The sequence below is a fragment of the Flavobacterium sp. GNP010 genome, assembly GCF_056428945.1.
In genome coordinates, this window is record NZ_JBWJVK010000005.1 from 20,665 (window position 1) to 40,457 (window position 19,793).

Annotated in this window: 20 protein-coding genes; 5 read left to right on the forward strand and 15 right to left on the reverse strand. The window is 32.2% G+C overall.

Going from position 1 to position 19,793, the window contains the following annotated elements:
- Positions 1-121: 121 nt before the first annotated feature.
- The 3 genes from AC061C_RS02840 to AC061C_RS02850 are packed head-to-tail and all read right to left on the reverse strand — an operon-like array spanning position 122 to position 2,581.
- Positions 122-1,585, reverse strand: coding sequence for a lipopolysaccharide biosynthesis protein (locus tag AC061C_RS02840; RefSeq protein WP_478289947.1), 1,464 nt, complete (start codon positions 1,583-1,585; stop codon positions 122-124).
- A gap of 43 nt (positions 1,586-1,628) precedes the next feature.
- Positions 1,629-2,126 (reverse strand): hypothetical protein, encoded by a 498-nt coding sequence (locus tag AC061C_RS02845; protein ID WP_478289948.1) that lies wholly within the window; start codon positions 2,124-2,126, stop codon positions 1,629-1,631.
- An 11-nt stretch (positions 2,127-2,137) separates the two neighbouring features.
- A complete protein-coding gene (locus tag AC061C_RS02850; RefSeq protein WP_478289949.1) occupies positions 2,138-2,581 on the reverse strand; it encodes a GNAT family N-acetyltransferase in 444 nt (147 codons plus the stop codon).
- 519 nt (positions 2,582-3,100) lie between these two features.
- Between AC061C_RS02850 and AC061C_RS02855 the strand changes: the two genes are divergently transcribed.
- Positions 3,101-4,039, forward strand: a complete 939-nt coding sequence (locus AC061C_RS02855; protein WP_478289950.1) for a hypothetical protein — start codon at positions 3,101-3,103, stop codon at positions 4,037-4,039.
- A 102-nt stretch (positions 4,040-4,141) separates the two neighbouring features.
- On the opposite strand, the gene AC061C_RS02860 is transcribed toward AC061C_RS02855, so the two are convergent.
- Positions 4,142-5,842: a S8 family peptidase gene (locus tag AC061C_RS02860; protein ID WP_478289951.1), complete on the reverse strand. Its 1,701-nt coding sequence runs from the start codon at positions 5,840-5,842 to the stop codon at positions 4,142-4,144.
- Between the two features lie 127 nt (positions 5,843-5,969).
- On the reverse strand, positions 5,970-7,685 hold the full coding sequence (locus AC061C_RS02865; protein WP_478289952.1) for a helix-turn-helix domain-containing protein: 1,716 nt from the start codon (positions 7,683-7,685) through the stop codon (positions 5,970-5,972).
- Between the two features lie 399 nt (positions 7,686-8,084).
- Here AC061C_RS02865 and AC061C_RS02870 point away from each other — a divergent pair, with 399 nt between their 5' ends.
- From AC061C_RS02870 to AC061C_RS02885, 4 genes are all read left to right on the forward strand, one after another.
- Positions 8,085-8,519: a transposase gene (locus tag AC061C_RS02870; protein WP_478289953.1), complete on the forward strand. Its 435-nt coding sequence runs from the start codon at positions 8,085-8,087 to the stop codon at positions 8,517-8,519.
- Positions 8,519-9,385 (forward strand): IS3 family transposase, encoded by an 867-nt coding sequence (locus AC061C_RS02875; protein WP_199734718.1) that lies wholly within the window; start codon positions 8,519-8,521, stop codon positions 9,383-9,385. Before AC061C_RS02870 ends, AC061C_RS02875 begins: the two co-directional genes overlap by 1 nt.
- Positions 9,386-9,454: 69 nt before the next feature.
- The gene (locus tag AC061C_RS02880) at positions 9,455-9,622 is read left to right on the forward strand and encodes a hypothetical protein (RefSeq protein WP_478289954.1); all 168 of its coding nucleotides are present in this window, start codon (positions 9,455-9,457) and stop codon (positions 9,620-9,622) included.
- Positions 9,623-10,453: 831 nt separating this feature from the next.
- Complete coding sequence (locus tag AC061C_RS02885; protein ID WP_478289955.1) at positions 10,454-10,693, forward strand: hypothetical protein; 240 nt, start codon at positions 10,454-10,456, stop codon at positions 10,691-10,693.
- A gap of 67 nt (positions 10,694-10,760) precedes the next feature.
- On the opposite strand, the gene atpG is transcribed toward AC061C_RS02885, so the two are convergent.
- The 10 genes from atpG to porW all read right to left on the reverse strand — a co-directional run bounded on the left by atpG (position 10,761) and on the right by porW (position 19,731).
- Positions 10,761-11,621 (reverse strand): ATP synthase F1 subunit gamma, encoded by an 861-nt coding sequence (atpG, locus tag AC061C_RS02890; RefSeq protein ID WP_478289956.1) that lies wholly within the window; start codon positions 11,619-11,621, stop codon positions 10,761-10,763.
- A 71-nt stretch (positions 11,622-11,692) separates the two neighbouring features.
- Positions 11,693-13,270 carry a F0F1 ATP synthase subunit alpha gene (gene atpA / locus AC061C_RS02895; protein WP_114753732.1) on the reverse strand — a complete coding sequence of 526 codons (1,578 nt, stop codon included), beginning with the start codon at positions 13,268-13,270 and terminating at the stop codon, positions 11,693-11,695.
- A gap of 37 nt (positions 13,271-13,307) precedes the next feature.
- On the reverse strand, positions 13,308-13,841 hold the full coding sequence (gene atpH, locus AC061C_RS02900; protein ID WP_417972145.1) for an ATP synthase F1 subunit delta: 534 nt from the start codon (positions 13,839-13,841) through the stop codon (positions 13,308-13,310).
- Positions 13,842-13,846: 5 nt separating this feature from the next.
- Positions 13,847-14,347, reverse strand: coding sequence for a F0F1 ATP synthase subunit B (locus AC061C_RS02905; RefSeq protein WP_478289957.1), 501 nt, complete (start codon positions 14,345-14,347; stop codon positions 13,847-13,849).
- 116 nt (positions 14,348-14,463) lie between these two features.
- Positions 14,464-14,652 (reverse strand): ATP synthase F0 subunit C, encoded by a 189-nt coding sequence (gene atpE / locus AC061C_RS02910; RefSeq protein ID WP_024980572.1) that lies wholly within the window; start codon positions 14,650-14,652, stop codon positions 14,464-14,466.
- A 103-nt stretch (positions 14,653-14,755) separates the two neighbouring features.
- On the reverse strand, positions 14,756-15,889 hold the full coding sequence (gene atpB, locus AC061C_RS02915) for a F0F1 ATP synthase subunit A (RefSeq protein WP_478289958.1): 1,134 nt from the start codon (positions 15,887-15,889) through the stop codon (positions 14,756-14,758).
- A gap of 120 nt (positions 15,890-16,009) precedes the next feature.
- Positions 16,010-16,402: a hypothetical protein gene (locus tag AC061C_RS02920; protein WP_478289959.1), complete on the reverse strand. Its 393-nt coding sequence runs from the start codon at positions 16,400-16,402 to the stop codon at positions 16,010-16,012.
- A gap of 101 nt (positions 16,403-16,503) precedes the next feature.
- Positions 16,504-16,728 carry an AtpZ/AtpI family protein gene (locus tag AC061C_RS02925; protein WP_309756300.1) on the reverse strand — a complete coding sequence of 75 codons (225 nt, stop codon included), beginning with the start codon at positions 16,726-16,728 and terminating at the stop codon, positions 16,504-16,506.
- Positions 16,697-17,101 carry a bactofilin family protein gene (locus tag AC061C_RS02930; protein WP_309756301.1) on the reverse strand — a complete coding sequence of 135 codons (405 nt, stop codon included), beginning with the start codon at positions 17,099-17,101 and terminating at the stop codon, positions 16,697-16,699. The genes AC061C_RS02925 and AC061C_RS02930 overlap by 32 nt, the downstream gene beginning before the upstream one ends.
- 2 nt (positions 17,102-17,103) lie before the next feature.
- Positions 17,104-19,731, reverse strand: a complete 2,628-nt coding sequence (porW, locus tag AC061C_RS02935; protein ID WP_478289960.1) for a type IX secretion system periplasmic lipoprotein PorW/SprE — start codon at positions 19,729-19,731, stop codon at positions 17,104-17,106.
- Between the last annotated feature and the right edge of the window lie 62 nt (positions 19,732-19,793).

Consider the following 19,793-nt stretch of genomic DNA (forward strand, 5'->3'; position numbering starts at 1 on the left):
GAAATTGTATTTTTTCATGATTTGAAAGAGCGACCGCAGGAAGCTCCTTTTAAATCGTAGAAAAAAGCAATTTCAGGAAAAAGCTTGCAACGTACAGCGCGATTGGCTCCTTAAAATTATTTTACTTTGCTTTTCTTTTGATGATTTTAAGTACCATTTCTTTTTCGTTATGATAGATGAAATATAGAAAAATTCCAGATATTAGAATTCGTATTGTATAACTTTCTCTTACATAAGGAATATAAAATGAGATTGCTGAAAACAATATTGTAACTCCTAAATAAGTCATTATTTTATTGATATCGTATGGGATTGGATATTTCTTTTGTCCCATTTTATAGGAAATAATCATCATACTTCCGTAAGCAGCGATAGTTGCAATGGCTGAACCATAATAACTAATTTTCGGAATTAATAAGTAATTTAAAATTAATGTAACTGCAGCCCCAATTATAGAAATGTACGCTCCAATTTTAGTCTTATCAATCAATTTATACCATACCGATAAATTAGTATAAATTCCTAAGAAAAAGTTAGCAATAACAATTAACGGCACCACTTTTATAGCATCCCAATAACTTGGATTTGGCACCAATGGTTGTTTTAATAAATCGAGAAAAGCAATAACAAAAAAACAAATGAATGATCCAAAAATTACGAAATACTTAGTAATTGTTGCATACGTTTGTTGCGCATTTTCATTGCTTGCATGGCTAAAGAAAAAAGGTTCAATTCCCAAAGTATATGCTGTTCTAAACAAAACCATGAACATCCCAATTTTATAACATGCCGCATAAGCACCAATATCTTCCTTAGAAACATCAAGCCATTCTAATAAAATTTTATCAAAATGTTCATTGATTGCAAAGGCAATTCCAGCAACAAGAATAGGAAATCCGTACCGTATCATTTTTTTCCAAAGGATGAAATCAAAACTCCATTTTACTCTGAAATAATTTGGCGAAAGCACTAAAAAGGTTACTAAACTCGCTATTAAACTAGAAACAAAAATATATCCAACCTCAAAATTCACCAAATATATTGTACTAAAAAAACTTGATGGATTTGATTTTGCAAGTTTTGGCAAAAAATAAAGGAAAAACACATTCAATCCAAGGTTAATCAAGACGTTTCCTATTTTTATTATGGCATAGCTCATAGGTCTTTTTTCCGCACGAAGTTTTGAAAAAGGCACAATTACCAAAGCATCTAATGTTAATATCCAAATTGTGTATGTTACATATTGAACGTCAATATTTGACCAATCTGAAAGTGTTTTTCTATTGATTAATGCAATTCCCAAAAATGCAATAGACGTCCAAAAAAGTGAAATTGTAGTCGTAGAAACAACACTCTTTTTATTATCCTCACTATTGTAAAATCTAAAAAAAGCAGTCTCCATTCCGTAAGATAAAATTACGTTGAAGAAAACTAGCCATGCAAAAACTATGGAAACATCTGCAAATTCCTGCTTAGGTAATTTATCAACATAAAATGGGTTAAGTAAAAAGCTAATCATACGTGGTAAAACCGTCGCTAAACCATAGATTACTGTTTGCTTAAAAAGATTTTTGTATAAACTCAAAATATATGGCTTGAAAATTATAATTTGTATAAAACAAAAATAACTATTTCTTTGGTTTAATCACGTCTGGATAGGCAATCATTGGCTTTTCTTTGGGGTTATTTATTTTGAAAAAATAGCTTTTGCCGTGACTTTTATATTCCAATAGAGCTTCGGTAGATTTTAAATCAAATTTAGGCCTCCTAATAACAGGTGCTTGGTTGCCGTATTCTTTAAGTCTATCCTTATGCAAAATCAAATCTGGATTGGTAGGATTTGGAACTAAATGCGACACAAAAATACTTTCTGTTGTCTGTTCAAAATTGGCTTCCTGTTTCTGAAAATAGATTTTCGATAATTTAATATCTTGAGAAAGAGGTGCTTCAAATTCAATATAAAAATCTGTTCCGCTGTTTTTAGATTCTTTTCCGCCAATCCATTTCTGAAAATAAACTGATTTTATCTTTTGTGGGAATCTATTTTTTAAATCTTCTTTTGGAGCACAGTAAACCAGACTGACTATAATTAATAAAAAGAATACTATTCGTAATGAAGTCTTCATCTTTCAGCGATTTAGCTTAATCCCTCTTCGTTTAAAATCTTAAGAAAATGAAATCCTTTAGGTACGTATCCTTGATTGTAATAAAAACGGTGCGCAGTATAATTTCCAGTAAAAGCGTCTAAAACAATCATGGTACAACCGAGTTCTTTGGCTTTGGCATCAACATAATCCGTTAGCATTTTGCCTATTCCTTTTTTACGATGATCTGGATGTACAATAAAATTATCAATTTCTAAATACTTGCCAGACCAGAGTTTTGTTCCAGACCACAATCCGGAGAGTCCAACACATACATCACCTTCAAAAACAGCAATTTGCTTGTAGTTGTTTGGGATCATATCATCAAGATAGGTACTGTATTTCTCTAAACTAAAATTGGTATATAAATATTGCATTACTGGGTATTGCGCCAGCATTTCTTGTTTAGTCGTAAGTTCTTTGAGTTGTAGTTCCATATTAGATTTTAATAGTGTAAAATTAGAAAAAAAGGAATGAGATTGCCAGTTATGATGGGGTGAATTTTTCAGAAATCTAATCGGAATTTTTGAAGTAAAAAAGTAATATATATGGTGTAACATATAAAATCACAGCTTATAGCTTAAATTCATAGCTAAAATAATATTTGTTAAATATTTATTTCCAGATATTTAAAAATAAATATTCGTGGAATTCACGGAATTCCGACTACAAGTATTTGCATACACCACTATATAAAACTAGATTTAAATAAATTAATTTATGAGAAAATTGGCATCTTTTTTGAACGTAAGAAAACCAATCTCACCGTTTATGAAAAAATTATTAATCTAGTGGACTTGCTGTTGTCAACTGTTGGGTTTACACAAAGTAAAAGCATAAACAAAATAACTACTTTAAGAGTTAAAATTTAAACGAAAATCGGATTGTGTCCTTGAAACCAACTCAAAGAAAATACTTAAACAAAAATAAAGATACCCTTAACTAACAATAACCTTATGGAATTTTCAGTTAAAATTTTAATCCCATTTTTCTTTATACTGTTTTTGTCTTGCGAAAAAGATGAAGAAACTAATAAGGTGGTAGAACAATCTATTGATCTTCAAATTGAGAATGAAAAATTCAAAATCGTAAATGAATCATTTGTCGTCAATGAAAATTGTAACACTATTTTCGTTTCACTCATTTATGATAAGGGAAAAAACGAACCTCATTTTATTTTTGAATTGTCGATAACAAAAAAAGGGATCCTTAGAAAAGTAAGTTATACTAGATTTGGCGAAAGTACTAGTCCATTTGGCACTCCCGATTTTAACCTTAAAGGACTATTTACTGTTGACAACTTTGTTTACGACGAGTCAAGCAAAAATCTAAGTTTTAATTTTTCTGGAGAATTAGTAAAAGTTGAGACAAATACTCCCTTGTTAGACGTTCCTCAAAAAAGAAAAGAAATTAATGGAAAAATAATGTCTAAGAAAGTTAAGGCAACAACATGTACCAGTTTTATTAGTAATTTACATTTTGAAACAAATAATCTAACTTTTGCTACTAACTTCAACGCTGGATCACATGATCCTAATTTACCAGCAAACCAGTATAATTTTTGGTTTTTTTCAGATAACGGATACCGAGCCATTATTAAATCGAAAGTAGATTTATGGAATCTGGATAAAGGAACCTATACTTTTGACCAAAACACCTTAGAGAATAGAATTGATCTAGAGCAATACATTGGGATTTTTAGAGCTTCTCAACTATTATGGATTCGTCCCCAAGATTGGAAAAAATTCCAAACATCAGGGAGTTACACCATTATAGAACACGTTATCATTAACGGTCTAAAAGTAACTAGAGGAGAATTGGACTTACAGGTTTATGATAATGGACAACTCTTGCATGCTATTACTAAAGGAACTTTTGAAGTAACTGGATTCTAGCAGCATTCTTAGTCTTAAAAACTTAACAAGGGTTTGACTTTATAGTTTAACCCTTTTGTTTTTATAGAGTTTCTAAAGTTTCCATCAACTTTCAAAAAGGTATTATCGTTTCTTTTTACTAACTTTCTCAGCGAGTTGCATCGCATTATAGACATTTAAGACCTTCCCTGATTTAGAGAGTTCAGAAAATTTAGCTTTTTTACCCTCACCACCAGGGATCAAAACCTCCATATCATAAGCCGTTCCTGATTCTAGAATAATTTGTTTCACTTCCTTAGCGCTAAGTTTAGGATAATACGACCAAATCAAAGCTGCCGTTCCAGAAACCATAGGTGCAGAGAATGAAGTCCCTGAATCATACCCATAACTATTACCTGCGGTTGTGGTATAAATTCTATCTCCAGGAGCAAACAAATCTACATTATTCTTACCGTAATTTGAATAAGAGGCCACAAAAGTACTGTCTGGTATTGCAGTAGTGGCGCCTACATTGATAAAATTATCTACGACTTCGCCTGAATTTTCATAATCCACATCATTTGGATAATATGGGTTTTCATCTACATTAAAACTATTATTTCCTGCGCTATGCACCAGTAATACATTATGTTGTTCAGCATATTTAAAAGCTTCCTTCACCCATTCTTTATTCAACGAGAATTCTTTACCAAAGGACATATTAATTACTTTTGTACCGTTGTCAACCGCATAACGAATTGCCATTGCAATATCTTTATCGTGTTCATCTCCCGATGGAGAAATACTCAAAGGCATTATTTTAACATTACTTGTTATTCCTTTAACTCCAATTCCGTTGTATTGATTGGCTGCTATTATACCTGAAACTTTGGTGCTATGATTATCAATTGTTCTACCTGATAAATTAGAACTAACATTGTTAGTACCATATAATGTGTCAAAAACGTGATCATTCAAATCAAAAAAGTACCTTTCATTGTATGATACATTTAAATTTCTATTAACAATAGAATCTATTTCTTCTTCGTTGCGCTTTATATCATCTATATTGAATTGTTTTTGCTCATAAGAAGCCATTAGAATTTCAATCAATGCTGCTAAATCTTTGTCATTATCATCCCGTCTCTGCATGTAAGACTTATCATTAATTTTACGCTTTTTGTACATACTATCCAATTGTTGATAGGCGTAATTCTCTTTTGGAAAGTACTTTTTAAGACTATCTTTAGCGATTGGAAACTTTATAACATCTGCCTTTAATGATTTTAACCAATTCTGGTAATACCTTTTTTCTTGATCTAGTTTTTTATTTGCTCTAATGTATTCTTTATAATTATTCAAGTCTTTACCTAATACTTCTGATTTTTTGATACTTTTGAATTGTTTTTCATACTCTCTTACTATGCGAACAAATTCAAAATTAGACCATACAGTACTACCTCTTTTTGTCCCTATAAAATTCCAACCATTTACATCATCAATAAATCCATTGCCATCATCGTCTATGCCGTTATTTGCAATTTCTTTTGTGTTGATCCATATTTGATTTTCTAAATCCTCGTGTTTTAAATCAATTTTAGTATCAATAACTGCAACAATCATTTCATTAGTTTTTGGTATTCTTTTATTTTGTTTATACCATTTGTCTAAGGAAATACCTGGTAGGCCGTCTTGAAAGTAATCTTTCTGAAACCAATTATTTAATGAACTATCCTGCTTTATGGTGAATAAATTACTGCTTGTCGTGTTCTCTTGAGAAAAACAGCTTACAATATTTGCAATAATAACAAAACAAGTAAAATAATAAAGCGGCAATAATTTCATAATTAAGGTAATTTTAATGGTTCAAATGTATTAAAGTTGAACGATTCCTGTAAATAGAAATATAAAGTTGTTACTGGAATTCCGCGAATTACGATACCTAAAATTCTATTTACTTATTTTAAGACTGTTAACTAGCTCTAGTTTTACTCAACTCTTTGATAAAAAAGCTAGGCTTGATTTTATACTTTTTATAAAAAGCAGCCGAAAAGGCTTCTGCCGAATTAAAACCAAACTCACTTGCTAATGAAGCTATGGTATAATTTTGCAAAATAGGTTGTACTTGCATTTGCAAAACTGCTTCATTTACCCGGAGCTCATTGATGTATTGTACAAACGTTTTTCCTTTTTGTTCATTAATAACTTTAGACAAATATTTAGTATTGGTGTTCAACTCCAAAGCCAGTTTCTGAATAGAAATTGTGTTTTCTATAAAGCCTTTATTGTTTTCAAATACTGTTAATTTCTCCAGTAATTCAAGTATTATTTCGTCTGATAAACTTTGTTGTACTTGGCTTTCTTTAGCATCAGATGTGGTTTGATGTGTTTTTAAAATAGTACTATTTTCTTCAATAGATATGGTTGGTTTCAGAATTGCTTCAAATCGATTTTGGTGTTGTTTTTTTAAGTAAAATTGGTAACCAATCAGACCAGCAACGCCCACAACTAAAACTACAATCCATATATAAGAAGCAGACTGCTTTTTTTCCATTGATTTTATTAAGGCTTCTTTCTCTGCAAATAAGTGCGGGGTGTCATACTCATCACGCAAAACTTTACTCAGGTGTTTGTAATTTTTTTGCAGCACACTATCAATTTCCATGTAGGTTGTTAAGTATTTCAACTGCTTTTCTTTGTCTCCGATTTGTTTGTAGTACTCAATTAAATAGGAATAGCCTCCTACAAATTCTGGTGTGATTTTTTTTCTAATACGGTACATAGAATCCACTTTAATAAAATTTTGCACTGCACGTGATTTATAATCTAATCCTGCATACGATCTGCCCAGATAAAAATAAGATGCTAAAACATTTCCTGTATTTTTTACTTTGATTAAACCAGGTAATGCTTTATTGATACTATCTAGAGCAGCTCTAAAATTTCTTTTATCTACTTGATTGGCTCCTTCATTCAAAATAAACATCAGCTGAAATTCTTTATTTTTAGTGATCGTAGCTTCTTTGTAACCTAACTTATTATAAAAAGTAGTAGAATCTGAATGCTTTAAAGCCTTGTGGCAATCTGCTAATCCAAATATGGTGTTTTGGTAATAATAAGAGTAGTAATCCCCTCGATAGTCTTTCGTTTTGTAATATTTATAGTTTTCATGGTACAATTGTAAGGCTTCCTCTACCTCTCCCATTTCCTCTGATTTTGTAGTTCCGATATAGTCACGAACCATATAATAATAATCAATGTTAGTTTTCAAAGCCACTTTTTCAGCCAAGTTAAAATTAACTAGTGCTTCATCGAACTTTCTTTGCTTGACTAATAAATCTGCTTTTTCACAATAAGCTGCAGCAGGAAAAAATTTATTCGGTTCTATTTTTGAATATTTTATTACACTATCAAAATATTGAATGGCTTTGAGCGGTTGATCTTGATGATAAAGAATGGCGTATAAATAATAGCCTCTAGCTTTTCGAATTGCTTTGTTCTCTTTTGCAGCTTTAGTAATATAGACCTTAGCCCATGCTAATTGTTTTTTAACACTTCCTTCGTCTTTAAAATAATTATTATCAATAGTGTTGTACGACAATGAAGACTTATCATACACCGTTTGCGACCATAAAAAGAAAGGAAACAGCGCCGTAAGAACTATTTTTAAAAACTGCTGGTTAGTCATTGTTATTTGGTTTTATACAAAAGTACATTATGCAAATTAAAGTGCAGTAAAAAACTACATTTATAAGTTATTTGTATTGTATTGATTTTTAATATTTTAAAAATACATCTTGTCGGAATTCCGTGAATTCCGATAACAAGTATTTGCACATCGTCAACAACAATCCTAGTTTTGACCTCAGAAATGAAAAGCATTAAAAAATAAAGCAATAGTCAAAAAATATAAGCTTTATCAAAAAAAGGGAATAATTCAGCTGGTAGGTAACCCTTAAAAAAAATACAGAGCAAGGAGTTTATAAAGCTACGATCTCCATTAAAAAATGAGCATAAAAGTTCTCGAGAAACTTTTTTAAAAAAAGAATGTCCCGTCCTGAAATAGCGATACACAATAAGTATCCTAATGGAAAAACATGAAGAAACACACTATGTGAAGCGGACTCAAAAAGATTATTCAATGTCTTTTAAATTACAAATTGTTCAAGAAATTGAACGAGGACAACTAACAGTTACAGAATCCACAAAGACTTATGGCATTCAAAATAGATCAACTGTTGTTAAATGGCTTAGAAAATTCGGTAACTTTGATTGGGAAAACCAAACACCATTTACTATGTCAAAGTCGCCAGAACAAAAGATAATGGAACTTGAAGCCAAAGTAAAACTTCTAGAGAAACAGAAGTCTTTTTTGGAACGACAGGCCTTTGTTGCAGATAAAAAAGTAATCATTTTTGATATGATGATTGATATTGCTGAAGAAGAATATAAAATTGACATACGAAAAAACTCTCCACCCGAACAATCGACCATTTTAAACAAGAAGAACAACAAACAATAATGTTCGCCTGTAATTTGTTCGGGATAGACAGACAGGTTTATTATCGAAGGATTAAAAGAAAAATAAATAAGGAAGCCAAAGCAATTGAAGTAGTTTCAATGATTCATCAAGTTAGGCAATCAATGCCTAGACTTGGTGGTAAGAAATCATATCACATATTAATGGATGATCTTAAATCAATGAAAATTGGAAGAGATAAATTATTTGATATACTCAGAGCTAATCATTTATTGATACAGCCAAAACGTTGTTATCATGTAACCACTAATTCTCATCATCGATTTAGAAAACATAAAAACCTAATTCTTGATTTAGAAATAAATAGGCCTAATCAAGTTTGGGTATCAGACATAACATACATCGGAAAACGAGAAAAACCATGTTATTTAAGCATCGTTACAGATGCATATTCTAAGAAAATTATGGGGTATTACGTTGCTGACAACATGAATACAGAGAGCAGTGTTAAGGCTCTCAATATGGCTATAAAACAAAGAAAGGGTAAAGAAACACCATTGATTCATCATTCAGACAGAGGATTACAATATTGTGCGAATGATTACCAAAACACACTAAATAAAAACGGAATACTACCAAGTATGACACAAAACTCTGACCCATATGAAAATGCAGTAGCGGAAAGAATAAATGGAATATTAAAACAGGAATTCATGATTGATAAATACAACCTAGATTTAAAAATCATGAAACAAATTGTAAAAGAATCAATCAGTATATACAATGAATTAAGACCTCATTATTCTAATTTCATGCTGACTCCAAACAAAATGCATATACAAAGTCAAATTAAAATGAGGACATATAAAACAAAAAACACTTGCAAAAACGTTTTTGCAAGTGTTTAATTAAATATTTTTATCTAATAATCTGTATCGGTTATTCAGGACAAGACAGAATTTTAAAAATGAAAAAAAATGAATTTACAACCATTTTTAGATCAACTAAATAGTGCAAAAGTAAAAACTATAAAAGAACCAACTTTCACTGCACTTTTTGTGCTTATTTCTGCATCAGTTGAGATAATTTCTGATTGGGCCAATTTTATGGCTGGACTAATGGGAACAATACCTAACAATCACTAAAAAATGAAACTCCCCAAAACTTTTATTTATTCTTTGGAATTTTCTTTACCATAAACTTAGTTTATTCCTTAATTGAAATAAGAGACACCTACGAATTATTCTCTTTCCCAGTAAATATTTGGGTATACAGAGGCTATAGATTGTTTATTGCTGTAGTGTTTATAAAGCTATTTTTTAAAATGAGAGCCAACGATTTGACAAAACTAAATCGATAAAATTAAGTTCTGACCTCAAGAACCTGCTACCTACAAAATTTATTTAAAAAGTCTATCTTTTCAGTTACTACTAGTATACTGAAGTTTAAAAGACCACAACTAATGAAATACTTCATTACTCAAACGTTACAAAATACAATTCTCATTGTGCTCATTTTAATGATACGAAATTTATTTAAAGATGAAAAAAACATCGACATCTACAAACTATTGGACTTAGAACACATCTTTCTAATTCTCTTTTTTTCAGTAGCACTAGCAAGCTATGAAACATTCAAAAAGAAGCAATCAGACTCAAAAAAAGAACTGCATCCATAAACTTCATTTTAAGTCTATCCTAAATGAATAATACAGACTTTGTAGTTAAATTAAATCTTTTACATTAAAATTCATACGGAAATAATTCATTTTACATATCTCACTAATCATAATAAAATGGCTTACGACTAATAATTAAAATACAGTAAAAACAGAAAATTAAAATGATCACACTGATACTTAAAATAATCATAAAATACTTGGAAATAATAGTGAATTTTATTGCAGATGCTTTAGGCTGACGATAAATTTAGCTTAGTATTTACAAAACATTTAATAGTGATTTCAGTATAAAAATATGAAAAAATACATGTACTTTTCGGTATGCTTTGCATTATTCTCTGCACCATCTTACGCCCAAAAAAAAGGTAAAATAGCCTTACCTGGAATAGAAAAAGCAGTAAATACATGTCCCTGGCAAAAAAGCAAAACAAAACAAATATCTTGGTTAGAGGCCATAGATAAAAAACAAATTGACTCTATAATGGGAACGTACCAGATCAAAGCAAGCACAAAAAAACCAATTAAAAAAAAATAGGAGTTAAGAACATAAAAAAAGAGCCAACAGGTGTTGGCTCTTAGAATATATTTTGAAAAATACTATATTATCCATTCAACGCCTCAGCACCACCAACAATCTCTAAGATTTCGTTAGTAATCGAAGCTTGACGTGCTTTGTTGTACGTTAATTTCAATTGATTTCTTAATTCTGTTGCGTTATCTGTTGCTTTATGCATAGCAGTCATACGAGCGCCGTGCTCTGATGCAAATGAATCACGAATACCTTTATACAATTGTGTTTTTAATGATTTTGGAATCAAAGTCAACACGATTTCTTCTTTTGAAGGTTCAAAAATATAATCTCCTGTTGAAGCAGGTAGATCAGATTTTATAGGTGCCAATGGTAAAAATTGCTCCGTTTGAACGATTTGCGTTGCAGCATTTTTAAATTGGTTGTAGATCAACTCAATTTTATCATAGTCACCAGAAACGAATTTATCCGTTAACAAATCAGCAATTTTCGCTACATTGTCAAAAGTAAGATCATCAAAAACAGTACTATGATTTGCAACTACAGACAGCGTTTTGCTTAAAACATCATTTCCTTTTTTACCTATGGCAAAAACATCTACTTGTTTTCCTGCATAAAACTCAGCACGGTTTTTAGCTTCTTTTATGGCATTTGTATTAAAAGCTCCAGCTAAACCTCTATTAGAAGTTACTACAACTAATAATACCTTTTTAATATCACGTTGTGTGGTATATTCTCCTCCTGCATCACCTTCAAGGGTAGCAGAAAGATTTTGCAATAATTCCGTTAATTTTTCGGCATAAGGGCGCATTGCTGTGATCGCATCTTGTGCTTTCTTTAGCTTTGCTGCAGAAACCATTTTCATTGCCGATGTAATTTGCATCGTTGATGAAACGGAAGTAATTCTATTACGGATTTCCTTTAAATTTGCCATTTTATGTATAGTGAAGAGTGAGTCGTGAAAAGTGAATAGTCAAAACTACTCACTTTTCACTTTTCCCTAAATTAGTTATATTTTGCTGATAATTCTTTTGCAACAGTTTCAATTACATCTGTAATTTCGTCTGTTAATTTTCCTGCTTTCAACGCATCAAGAGTAGCTCTGTGTTTGTTGTTCAAGAATTCTAAGAAATCTTTCTCAAATTCTCTAACTTTATTCACAGGAACATTTCTCAATAAGTTTTTAGAACCAGCATAGATAATTGCTACTTGATCTTCAACAGTATACGGATCATTCAAACCTTGTTTCAAGATCTCAACGTTTCTTTTTCCTTTTTCAATTACATTTAAAGTTACTGCATCTAAATCAGAACCAAATTTAGCAAACGCTTCCAATTCGCGGAATTGTGCTTGATCCAGTTTCAAAGTACCTGCTACTTTTTTCATTGATTTAATTTGTGCATTACCTCCAACACGAGATACCGAGATACCTACGTTAATCGCTGGACGAACCCCAGAGTTAAACAAATCTCCATCCAAGAAAATTTGACCATCTGTAATCGAAATTACGTTTGTTGGGATGTATGCAGAAACGTCACCAGCTTGAGTTTCAATAATTGGTAAAGCAGTCAATGAACCACCACCTTTTACAATAGATTTCAATGAATCTGGTAAATCGTTCATGTCTTTAGCAATTCCATCATCTGCAATTACTTTACAAGCACGCTCTAATAATCTACTGTGTAAGTAGAAAACGTCTCCAGGATAAGCTTCACGTCCCGGTGGTCTTCTTAATAAAAGAGAAACTTCACGGTAGGCAACAGCTTGTTTAGATAAATCATCATAAACAATTAAAGCTGGACGACCTGAATCTCTAAAATATTCTCCAATTGCAGCACCTGCGAAAGGAGCATATACTTGCATTGGAGCTGGATCAGAAGCATTAGCAGCAACAATAATGGTGTATGCCATTGCTCCTTTTTCTTCTAACATTTTAGCAATTCCTGCTACAGTTGACGCTTTTTGTCCAATTGCAACATATATACAGAAAACTGGTTTCCCAGCATCATAAAATTCTTTTTGATTTAAGATCGTATCGATACAAACAGTTGATTTACCTGTTTGACGGTCACCAATAACTAGCTCACGTTGTCCACGACCTACTGGAATCATAGCATCTACTGCTTTAATACCGGTTTGTAATGGCTCAGTAACGGGCTGACGGAAGATAACTCCAGGAGCTTTTCTTTCTAAAGGCATCTCGTATAAATCTCCACCAATTGGTCCTTTTCCATCAATTGGAAAACCAAGAGTGTTTACTACACGACCTACCATTTGTTCTCCTACTTTAAGAGAAGCAATACGTTGTGTTCTTTTTGCAGTTGAACCTTCTTTGATTCCTGTAGATGGTCCTAAAAGTACCACACCAACATTATCTTCTTCAAGATTCAAAACAATAGCTTCTAAACCATTGTCAAACTCTACTAACTCTCCATATTGAACGTTAGAAAGCCCGTAAATACGAGCAATACCATCTCCAACTTGAAGTACGGTTCCTACTTCCTCTAGTGTAGCACCAGATTCAAAACCTTCTACTTGCTTTCTTAATATTGCTGAAATTTCAGCAGGTTTAATTTCCGCCATCTTATTTTATGATTTAAACACTTAAATGTGCAATAAACTAATTACTTAACTCTCTTTTTAATACTTGTAATCTGTTGGCTACTGAAGCATTGTATTGCTTGTCTCCTATTCTTAGGATAAATCCACCTATGATGGAAGCATCTACTATATTTTCTATTGTGATTTTTTTATCCGAAAGGGTTGCAATTTTAGCCAAAACTTGTGCTTCTAATGCTGCATCCATAGGGATTGCTGTAGTAACTTGAGCTACTTCAACACCATTCATAATGTCAGATAATTTACTGTACTCTACCGCAATTGCTTCTAGAATTTCGAATCTTTTGTTTTCGAATAACAAATGAAACAATCCTTGCGTTACGCCATTGATACCTGCAAAAACTTCTAACAGTGCTTGCTCTTTTACTTCGACTTTAGTAGTTGGATTTTGAATAAAAGTACTCAATTCCAAATTACCATTTATCGTTGAAGCTATAGTTTTCATATCGTTATTTACAACTTCGGCAACACCTTTTGAGTTTGCTAAGTCTAGAATTGCTTTTGCATAACGAATTGCTGCTCTTGTACTTGCCATAATTGTTAGTTTAACTTTACGTCACCTAACATTTTCTCAACTAATTTAGTTTGAGCTTCTTTGTTAGATAATTCGTCTTTCAATATTTTTTCTGCAATGCTCAATGATAAAGTTGAAACTTGTAATTTCAATTCTGCCATTGCTGCATTTTTTTCGCTTTCAATTGCTGCTTTAGCTTGCTCAATCATTTTTAATCCTTGAACTTGCGCTTCATTTTTAGCATCAGCAACCATTTTTTCTTTCATTTCACGAGCTTCTTTAAGCATGTTGTCACGCTCTAATCTTGCTTCTTGTAAAATACGTTGGTTGTCAGCTTGAAGATTTTGCATTTCATTTCTAGCATTTTCAGCAGAAAGTAATGCGTTTTTAATTCCTTCTTCTCTATCATTAACGGCATCAAGAATTGGTTTCCAAGCGAATTTTTTTAATAAAAAGATCAATCCAACAAATATTACTATCTGCCAAATCAATAAACCAAACGAAAAATCATTTATTAACTTATCCATTATATCGAATTATAAATTTTAAAGTATGAATTGCTATTAATCGCAATTTGTAATGTTTTAATTTTAAAAACAATAGTCACAACCAACCGTTGCAACTATTGCTTTCTTAGTTTTAATTAAGCGAATAAAGCCGCGAAACCAATACCTTCAATAAGGGCAGCTGCAATAAGCATAGCTGTTTGGATTTTTCCTGAAGCTTCTGGCTGACGAGCAATAGCGTCCATTGCTGAACCACCAATTCTACCAATACCTAAACCTGCTCCAATAACAATCAATCCTGATCCTACAATTTCTGGAATTTGCATAATATATATATTAAAAATTAAACATTTGTTTTTGGCTTTATGCTTTCGGCGTTAAGCTTTATGCTTTGCAGCTTATTGCCTATACCTTATTGCTTAAAGCAATTTAATGGTGAGCTTCGTCGTGATGATGCTCTTCATTACCTGCTCCAAAATAAAGTGCAGATAACATGGTGAAAATATACGCTTGTAAAAAAGCAACTAATATTTCAAGAATAGAAAGTACAAAAGCCAACCCAAATGAAAGCGTACTTCCAATCCAGCTTTTGAAGATAAACATTAAACCAATAATACTCATTAATACCACGTGACCAGCCACCATGTTTGCATACAAACGTATCATTAATGAAAATGGTTTGATGATTGTTCCCAATAATTCAATTGGTGCCAAAATAAATTTCATCGGTACTGGTACGCCTGGCATCCAGAAAATGTGTCCCCAGTAATTTTTGTTGGCCGTTAAGGTCGTAATCAAATAAGTCAAGATCGCCAACGAAGCAGTAATAGTAAAATTACCTGTTACATTAAAACCAAACGGTGTAAGACCAAGAATATTTAAAAACAAGATGAAGAAAAATATAGTTAACAAGTAACTCATGTATTTTTTATAATTCTTTTCACCAATATTTGGAATTGCAATTTCATCTCTCACATAAAGCACTAGTGGTTCAAAAAAACGACCGGCACCTGATGCAATTCCTTTATTTTTTCCGTAAGATTTTGCAAGACCAGTAAATAATAGAAACATTAAAAGCGCTATTAACAAAATACCAACAACACTTTTAGTAATTGATAAATCTAAAGGTCTAACATTTGTTGGATGACCGTGCTCCTCTGTTAAAGCACCAGAATCATCTGTTTTGTATATTTTTTCGTGGTACAAAACATAGTAGTTTCCATTGTGTTCTGCAACTTCTTCACCGTGATGAAATTTTGAAGATGAAAATACCTGTATACCATTATCCCAAAGAATAATTGGTAATGAAAAACCATAATGCGCGCCAGTCTCTTCATTCGCCGAAACTGTAAAATCATGCGCATCTAAAAGGTGATGATTAATAAATTCCTTAATTTTAGATTTTACATCTGTTGGTTCAGCATGAGCTCCTTCGGCTGCCTCATGGGCAACTTCTGTTTTTACTTTTACAGTATCCTGTTCTGGATTTGCAAAACTAATTAAAGGAAGACACGCTACTAAAGTCGCTAATATAAATCTAAGTGGTTTGTTTGAAATCACCATAACAGTTAATTATCTTAATTTATTACGTTTCTGAAATTTGGTGCAAATGTACATCTTTTATTAATATTCAAAAGAATATAAAAATTTATTTTTGGCAGATTTACACCTTGAATTCGATATTTATTGCTTTTCGTTTAGTATCCGTATCGTTAAAACAGTTTCAATTGCTAAAAAGAGAATAAACATCATAAAAAAATTCTTTTTCTCTATTGCATTGTTTTCAGTGGCAATCTGCAATATAGGCTTTAAAATCAGATAACAAACAATCATTTTAATGCTTGTACTCAAAAGAAATGACATCCCTACATTATCAAAACTGCGCTCCTTGACTTTTAGCAACACAACAAATACTATGATCGACAAAACTAGAAATACTACATAAAGTGTCTCTATCGAATAATAAAAAGCAGCATCATTAATACCTAGTAGATAAAAAGCAATGCGGTGCAGCACATAAGCCAACCCTACAAGTGTAAATAATGACAAAAGCGGTTTGTAATTTTTTATATTCATTTTTATATTTTTTGCCGTAACGGCATAAAGGCGCAACATCATTTCTACTACTAAAGCATCGCAACGTTTGCAGCTGTTGTTTTGATGTTTATTAAAAGAAATTACTGCGTTTTATTCATTTCATTTACCTGACGAATCACATTGTACAAAGCCAAGGCCACGCCTACTAAAACTAAAATTTTATTGTAATATACTCTAGGATGGGGATGATTTTCATCTAACCAATTTCCGAGATAGGAAAACGCAAAGATAATGGCTCCCATCTGAATCGGAATGTTAATCAGCGCTAACCATTTATTCGCTCTTTTTTTCGGGTTGTTGTCCATCGTTTGGGATGCTGTTTTTTATATTATTCATGGTACACGAAGCACTAAAATCGGCACCTGGCTCCACTGAAAGTTTGCCTACCTTAACGGATCCTTGAATGCTGGCTTTTGATTTTATACTGAGTAACTCAGCAACCTCAATTGTTCCTTCAAATTTGCCTTCAATATCAGCGTTCTTGCATACAATATCGCCCACAACACTTCCGGCTGGACCAATTACAATTTTTCCGGCTGACTGAAAATTACCAATTAATTTTCCGTCTAATCTAAAATCAGCTTGTGAAATAATATCACCTTTTATAGTAGTTCCTTCAACAATTCTATTGGTTTTACCCAACAAATCTGTGTAGGGTTTTTGCTTTTTATCAAACATATTTATTGGTTTTTTGAGGCTAAATAAAGATCTAAGTTTTTCTTGATCTGAATGACTTTGTAGTTCTCACCAGATATCACAATTGCAGGATCGCTTAGTTTGTATTTTGCATTGTCTTTTAATACAAATACAATATCCTTAGCATAAACCTCTGATTTTATTCCGTGTATAGTGATGAAATTTTCTTTTTCGGAATAAATATCATAGGAATAGGATAGTATTTGAAGGTCTTGTGCTGCAATAAACAGTTTGATTTTTTCCTCTACTGCTTTTGTGTTTTTATCGTCTTTTGCTCCTACTTTGTATAAAATTTTCCATTTACTGGAGTCTGTTGTACTCAATTCCATTTTTTCTAAAAATGGAATTTGATTCGTTACGATTTCTTGTGCATTTTTCCCTTCTTCACTATTGGGATACGTATCAGCTACGAGTTGCAATGCGTTTTTATAAGCGGATAATCCTTTCAATTTTCCGAGAGTGTTTGCTTTAAGCAATTCGAATTTAGACACAATTTCGTCTCCTGAAAATTGACTAATCAAAGCATCTGAATTTTCTAAAACAGTAACAAATTGCTCTTGCTCGTATAATTTATACCATTTGGTGTAGGTACTTTCAGGTGTTTCAGTAAGACTAGCAGCATTTGCGGTAGTATTATTCATGATTTGTGCATAACGCGATTCAGGATATTCTGCCAATATTCTTTTTTTCATCGCTTCTGCTTTGGTTGCATCTGTAATTTGATATAATTTATACAAGTTGTACAACGTTGGCAGCACTAGTTTTTCCTCTGGTTTGTTGTTTAATAATTGTTCTAGTTTGGCAATAGCCAAGTCATTTTCCTTGAACTTTTCTTTATAAATAATCCCTAATTGGTAATACGCAAAATTGCGTTCTTTGGCTATAATGTCAAGTTCAGCTTGTGCAACCGGAAGTTGTTTTAAATAAAAATCGGTGGTGTATTGTTCTACAAATTTTTCAGTTTTTGTAGCGTCTACAAGCGTCTCTCCTCCATCGGCTAGCGAATCTGAAGCTACTGGACTTAGAGCGCTAGTTGGTATCCTCCAGTTACCTTTTGGCGATCTGTCACCCCATATTTTTTTGAATTCCAATTTTCCAAAAGCTACGGTGGTTGGATTATAAAAATAAAAAACACTCCCTGCTTGTTGCGAGGAAACATTAGGAATAGCCGGCGGCATCAACGCTGCTATTTTGGCAGGTTTTCCTGGCTGCTGATTAGAAGCTGGATCAATAGAACTGATCGAACTGTTCCTTTCTATGTTTTCTTGTTTTTGTTTTTGCTTTTCCTCAAGAACTCTCTTGATTTCATCTGCGGCCTTTAATTTGACTATGTAGTTTTCAAAAAATGTAATCTTATCACTGTCATTCATGGCAACTACATTCAGAATACTGTCATTTCGTTTGGCAAGAGCCTCATACAAAATCACTTCATCGAGATTGTTTCTAATTTTTTGAATTTTATTATGCTCTCTCGATTTGTTGTCTAACCTTACTAATGTGCTGTCGTAATATTTTGCAGCATCAGGATAGGCTGCATTTCTAAAATACATATTTCCTAAATTTCGATAATTTGAAGCGATCAAATAGGAATCTTTTGAATTTGTTTTTAGGGACAAATTATAAAAATCTACTGCTTTTTTTGAATCGTTTTTTTGATCATAAAAAACGGCCATTTGATGAAAAATTAAATCTTTATACGGGCGATTTTCTCTGTCTTTTATTAATTTATCAAATGTTTTCGTGAAAGAATTGAAATCACCGTTTTGATAATCAAACAATTCTGCTTTTTTAGCATGTGCCTGAATGACAAATTTTCGATCCGCTTTTCGGTTCATGTCAATCACTGATTGATACGAACTCACGGCGCTATCCTTGTACCCTAATTGCTGGTACAATTGTCCCAAAATGAAACGATATCTCGCTCTTTCTTGATTGATCTTTGTGAAATCTATGGCCAATTTTAGTTTAGCAACCGCACTGTCTTTTTCTTCTAAGTTTAAAAAAGACTCAGATAACAGTGCATTCGCATTTGCAAAAACCTGATTTTTTACCTCGTGATCTTCTAATAATTTACTAATGTTTTTTATCACCAAAGCATCGTTACCCAAACGCATGTTTGTTTTTTCGCGCCAAATTTTGGCTTCGTAAATTTTACTGCTGTTGGGATATTTGTACAATATGTAGTTGAAGGCATCGAGTGCTGGAATAAATCGCTGATCGTAATACCTAGATTTACCTAACATGAGATACGCCTCGTCTATTTGAAAGTTTTTCTCTCTTCCGCCAATATTCATACTATGTTTCTGAATAGCTTTAGTAGCTTTGGCTTCGGCCAATTCAAAATTGGTGTTTTTAGGTTTTGTTGTAGTGGTGAAGTCCTCTACGATTTCCATTTTTTCTATTGGCAGTCGTTTCCAGAAATTGTCGTCAGAATTTGCTTTTATTTCCTTAACGCCTTTGTCTAAACCTACTTGTCCGTTATATAGTATGTTGTACTTTGTACTCAAAGCATGGGAATTTCGAGCCAGAAAAGTATCTTTCTTAGTAGAACAGGCTACTAAAAAAACGAAAAAAAGGAAGAAAAATAATGATTTCAGTAGGTTGACTTTCAATGGAAAACGTTTTTATCAATTAACTTTTAAATACGGTTTTTAGTATATTGACTGGTAAAAAT

Bases quoted from the DNA above. Each gene is read 5' to 3' on its own strand.
- atpB (WP_478289958.1), bottom strand. From the start codon at position 15,889: ATGGTGATTTCAAACAAACCACTTAGATTTATATTAGCGACTTTAGTA.
- AC061C_RS02875 (WP_199734718.1), top strand. From the start codon at position 8,519: ATGTTCGCCTGTAATTTGTTCGGGATAGACAGACAGGTTTATTATCGA.
- atpH (WP_417972145.1), bottom strand. From the start codon at position 13,841: ATGGCAAGTACAAGAGCAGCAATTCGTTATGCAAAAGCAATTCTAGAC.
- atpG (WP_478289956.1), bottom strand. From the start codon at position 11,621: ATGGCAAATTTAAAGGAAATCCGTAATAGAATTACTTCCGTTTCATCA.
- AC061C_RS02905 (WP_478289957.1), bottom strand. From the start codon at position 14,347: ATGGATAAGTTAATAAATGATTTTTCGTTTGGTTTATTGATTTGGCAG.
- AC061C_RS02930 (WP_309756301.1), bottom strand. From the start codon at position 17,101: ATGTTTGATAAAAAGCAAAAACCCTACACAGATTTGTTGGGTAAAACC.
- AC061C_RS02880 (WP_478289954.1), top strand. From the start codon at position 9,455: ATGAATTTACAACCATTTTTAGATCAACTAAATAGTGCAAAAGTAAAA.
- atpE (WP_024980572.1), bottom strand. From the start codon at position 14,652: ATGCAAATTCCAGAAATTGTAGGATCAGGATTGATTGTTATTGGAGCA.
- AC061C_RS02920 (WP_478289959.1), bottom strand. From the start codon at position 16,402: ATGAATATAAAAAATTACAAACCGCTTTTGTCATTATTTACACTTGTA.
- AC061C_RS02865 (WP_478289952.1), bottom strand. From the start codon at position 7,685: ATGACTAACCAGCAGTTTTTAAAAATAGTTCTTACGGCGCTGTTTCCT.
- AC061C_RS02885 (WP_478289955.1), top strand. From the start codon at position 10,454: ATGAAAAAATACATGTACTTTTCGGTATGCTTTGCATTATTCTCTGCA.
- AC061C_RS02855 (WP_478289950.1), top strand. From the start codon at position 3,101: ATGGAATTTTCAGTTAAAATTTTAATCCCATTTTTCTTTATACTGTTT.
- AC061C_RS02845 (WP_478289948.1), bottom strand. From the start codon at position 2,126: ATGAAGACTTCATTACGAATAGTATTCTTTTTATTAATTATAGTCAGT.
- atpA (WP_114753732.1), bottom strand. From the start codon at position 13,270: ATGGCGGAAATTAAACCTGCTGAAATTTCAGCAATATTAAGAAAGCAA.
- AC061C_RS02925 (WP_309756300.1), bottom strand. From the start codon at position 16,728: ATGGACAACAACCCGAAAAAAAGAGCGAATAAATGGTTAGCGCTGATT.
- AC061C_RS02850 (WP_478289949.1), bottom strand. From the start codon at position 2,581: ATGGAACTACAACTCAAAGAACTTACGACTAAACAAGAAATGCTGGCG.
- AC061C_RS02860 (WP_478289951.1), bottom strand. From the start codon at position 5,842: ATGAAATTATTGCCGCTTTATTATTTTACTTGTTTTGTTATTATTGCA.
- AC061C_RS02870 (WP_478289953.1), top strand. From the start codon at position 8,085: ATGGAAAAACATGAAGAAACACACTATGTGAAGCGGACTCAAAAAGAT.